General features: G+C 70.2%; 3 protein-coding genes. All 3 read left to right on the forward strand.

All coding sequences use genetic code 11. From position 1 onward, the window contains the following. Positions 1 to 80: 80 nt before the first annotated feature. Positions 81 to 2,102 (forward strand): (Fe-S)-binding protein, encoded by a 2,022-nt coding sequence (locus tag AC3AYF_RS18950; RefSeq protein WP_295040742.1) that lies wholly within the window; start codon positions 81 to 83, stop codon positions 2,100 to 2,102. Continuing rightward, positions 2,099 to 3,418 (forward strand): electron transfer flavoprotein subunit alpha/FixB family protein, encoded by a 1,320-nt coding sequence (locus AC3AYF_RS18955; protein ID WP_295040744.1) that lies wholly within the window; start codon positions 2,099 to 2,101, stop codon positions 3,416 to 3,418. Before AC3AYF_RS18950 ends, AC3AYF_RS18955 begins: the two co-directional genes overlap by 4 nt. Next, the coding region (locus tag AC3AYF_RS18960) for an adenine nucleotide alpha hydrolase family protein (protein WP_487780188.1) at positions 3,405 to 3,954 on the forward strand (550 nt) is incomplete at its 3' end. The genes AC3AYF_RS18955 and AC3AYF_RS18960, both read left to right, overlap by 14 nt.

Raw genomic sequence — 3,954 nt, forward strand, 5'->3', positions numbered from 1 at the left:
CGAAGCTCGAAGCTCGAAGCTCGAAGCTCGAAGCTCGAAGCTCGAAGCTCGAAGCCTGCGGCCAAACCAAGGAGCGAATCATGCTCAATTCTTTACTGCCGCTGTTGATCTTCGCGGCGCTGGCGGTGGGTGCGGCGGGCGCGGTGCGTCGCATCCGGCTGTGGCGCCAGGGGCGGCGCACGCCGATGCGGTGGCATCGGCTCGCGCTGATGCCCAAGCGCTATCTCAACGACCTGCACCACGTCGTGGCTCGCGACAAGGCGATCGCGCACACCCACGTGGCAACGGCCGGCGGCTTCGTCGCCGCCATGGCGCTGGCGCTGGTGGTGCATGGCTTCGGCTGGCGCAATCCGACTCTGGGCGGGCTGCTGCTGGCGGCAAGCCTCTGCATGTTCATCGGCGCGCTGGCGGTCAACCGGCGGCGCATCGACCCGCCGCCCAAGCTCTCCAAGGGGCCGTGGCAGCGTCTCTCCAAGAGCCTGATCGCCTACTCGGTGGGCATGTTCCTGGTCAGCCTGCCTATCGTCGGTCTCACCCCAGAGAATCTGGTGGGTGTGGCGCCGACCGTGCTGGGTGGCGGCGTGCTGGCGATCGTGCTCGCCGCCGTGCTGGTCTGGGGGCTGCTGGAGATGGTGGTCGGCATGGGCTGGGGCGGGCCAATGAAGCACGCCTTCGCCGGCTCCTTCCATCTGGCCTTCCACCGGCGCCCCGAGCGGTTCGATGACAACCATCCGGACGCGCCCCCGAAAAAGACACATGACGTCCATCGCGGCAGCCGCTCTACCGCGCTCTTCCCGCTCGATCTCACGGCGAAGACGCTGGGCGTCGAGAAGCCCGCCGATTTCCAATGGGAGCAGCTGCTGGGGTTCGACGCCTGCGTCCAGTGCGGCCGCTGCCAGAACGTCTGTCCGGCCTATGCCGCCGGCCAACCGCTCAACCCCAAGAAGCTGATCCAGGACATGGTCGTGGGCATGGCTGGCGGCAGCGATGCCGGCTACGCCGGCTCCGGCTATCCCGGCATCGAGGTCGGCAAGCACCATGGTGGCCCCTCCGATGCCATCGTGCCGCAACTGGTGGAGGCGCAGACGCTGTGGGCCTGCACCACCTGCCGCGCCTGCGTCGAGGAGTGCCCGATGATGATCGAGCACGTCGATGCCATCGTCGACATGCGCCGCTTCATCACCCTGGAGCGGGGCGAGACCCCGGAGAAGGGCGCCGCGGCGATCGACAACCTGATCGCCACCGACAATCCCGGTGGACTCGACAACGCTTCCCGCCTGGACTGGGCGGCGGACCTCGAGCTGCCGCGCATCCAGGATCGCCCCGAGGGGGTCGACGTGTTGCTGTGGCTCGGCGACGGCGCCTTCGACATGCGCAACCAACGCACCCTGCGCTCGCTGGTGAAAATCCTGCGCACCGGTGGCGTCGATTTCGCCGTGCTCGGCGAGGAGGAGCGGGACAGCGGCGACGTCGCCCGACGGCTCGGCGACGAGGCCACCTTCCAGCGCCTGGCCGAGCGCAATATCGCCACGCTCTCGCGCTATCGCTTCGCCCGCATTGTCACCGCCGACCCGCACAGCTTCCACGTGCTGGGCCGCGAATACGGCGCCTTCGGCGGCGACTACGTGGTCAAGCACCACTCCACCTTCATCGCCGAGCTGTTCGACGGCGGGCGCATCAGCGTGACGGCGCCGACCCAGGCGGAGACCGTTACCTATCACGACCCCTGCTATCTGGGCCGTTACAACGGTGAATTCGCCGCGCCGCGCCAGGTGCTTGCCGCCCTCGGGCTGGAAGTCGCCGAGATGGAGCGCTCCGGCTACCGCTCGCGCTGCTGTGGAGGCGGTGGTGGGGCGGCGCTCTCCGACGTGCCCGGCCGCGCGCGTATCCCCGACATGCGCATGGAGGACGTGCGCGAGACCGGGGCGACCACCGTGGCCGTGGCCTGCCCCCAGTGCACCGCGATGCTCGAAGGCGTGGTCGAACCGCGTCCGCGCATTCGCGATCTCGCCGAGATGGTCGCCGACGCCATGGTCGAGCCGACAGCGGCGACGAACGCCACCAGCGCGCCAAGCCAAAGCCGCGAGGAGGAACCGGCATGAGTGTCCGACGACTCGACCCCCACGCCGAGCGCGCCCGGCGTAACCGTCTGCATCCGCGCCACCACGAGTTCGCGCGGCCGGCGTGGCGTTGGACCAGTGCCGACGGCGTGACGCGCATCAATCCGCATGCCCTCGGCGCGATCGGCCCTAACGGTATCAAGCGTATCGATCGCAGCGGCGCTGCGGTGGAGGCGAGCCCCGTGGGAGGCGCGTCGACGAGCGCGGAACCGGCGCGGCGTCAGGTCGTCATCGATCAGCCGGTGGGCCATGTCGTGGTGGTGCCGGAGTTGCCGGAAGGGCGGCTCAACGATCACGACCGCGACCTGTTCGGCCTCGCCCGGCAGCTCGCCGACGGCCATGACCTGGCGGTGACGGCGGTGACCTTCCTGAGCGGTGTCTCCGGTTTCGAGGACGCCGGTGCGGACCGCGTCGTCGATCTCTCCGCCATGGTGACCGAAGGCTACGACCCGGAGACGCGCCTGGCGGCGCTTGTCGACGTCGAAGCGGCGCTTTCGCCCCGGCACTGGATCTTCGCCGATTCGCTGCCGGATGGCGGCGATCTCGGGCGGCGGCTGGCAGCGCGTCTCCTGCCCCAGGGCGCGAGTCGGGGCGCGAACGCTAGCGTGAGCGATGCCCGCCCGGCGACCCGGGTCTGGCAGCTCAGCGAGGGTCAGACGCTCTCCCGCGCGGGGGACCGCCAGGACATCCTGCGCGACGTCGCCCGGGTGCTGCTGGCGCTGCCCGAGTGCGCCGAGCCGGTCAGCGAGACGCGTCACGAGGCGCGGGTCATCGATCTGGCGACCATGGGTGGGGAACTCTCTTCGGCGGCAAACGAAGCGCCGGCGTCCGGGGTCATCGACCGTGGCCGGGTCGCCGTCGACCCCCAGGAGATCCCGCTGGCCCAGGCGCCGTTCATTCTCTCCGCCGGCCGCGGCATCGGCGATTGGGAAGGCTACCACCACGCCGCGCGGGTGCTGGGGGCCAGCGAAGGTGCCTCGCGGGTGGCGGTGGATGACGGCTACATGCCGCGTTCGCGCCAGGTCGGCGCCACCGGCACCTTCGTCACTGCCAGCTGCTATGTCGCCGTTGGCATCTCCGGGGCCGTGCAGCATCTGCAGGGCATCGCCAAGTGCCAGCGGGTGATCGCGATCAACAACGACCCGAGCTGCGACATGGTCAAGCGCGCCGACCTGGCGCTGATCGCCGACGGCGACGCGGTGCTGGCGGCGGTCTGCGAGCGCCTCGGCCAGCCGCGAGACCAGACCGGTTCGGACGGCTCTTGGACGGATGAGGAGTCTCGACATGCCGCAGCCTGAACCCCAAGCCGCAGCGGGAACGCTCCATGACGTGAAGACGGCGGTGCTGGTGTCGAGCGGCCGCCACCCGGTCTCCGGGCGCGCCGGGCGCGCCCGCGAGGATGCCCGCGCCGTCGAGATGGGCCTGTCGCTGGTCGGCGCCGATCTGTCGCTGGTGCATGCCGGCGACCCGGAGCAGGCCTCGCTGCGGGAGTCTCTCGAGGGATACCTGGGGATGTATCACGGCCTCGACGGCGGACGTCCTGGTGATGAACGCGGCGGACAGTTGTCGCTCCTGCCGCTGCGTGCCGGCGAGGATGCGGTACCGCTGCTGGTGGCGTGGCTCGAGCGCAGTGGCGTGAAACTGGCCTTGACCGGCCAGCGCGCCGAGTGCGGCGAGGGCTCGGGCATGGTGGGGTATCTACTCGCCGAGCGGCTGGGCTGGGCGATCGCCACCGGCGTTGCCGCCATCGAACGCTGCGACGCGGAGAGCGTGACGGTGCTGCAGGCGCTGCCCCAAGGCCAGCGTCGGCGACTCGAAATCCGCCTGCCGTGTC

The organism is Salinicola sp. (genome assembly GCF_982684285.1).

Bases quoted from the DNA above. Each gene is read 5' to 3' on its own strand.
- AC3AYF_RS18950 (WP_295040742.1), top strand. From the start codon at position 81: ATGCTCAATTCTTTACTGCCGCTGTTGATCTTCGCGGCGCTGGCGGTG.
- AC3AYF_RS18955 (WP_295040744.1), top strand. From the start codon at position 2,099: ATGAGTGTCCGACGACTCGACCCCCACGCCGAGCGCGCCCGGCGTAAC.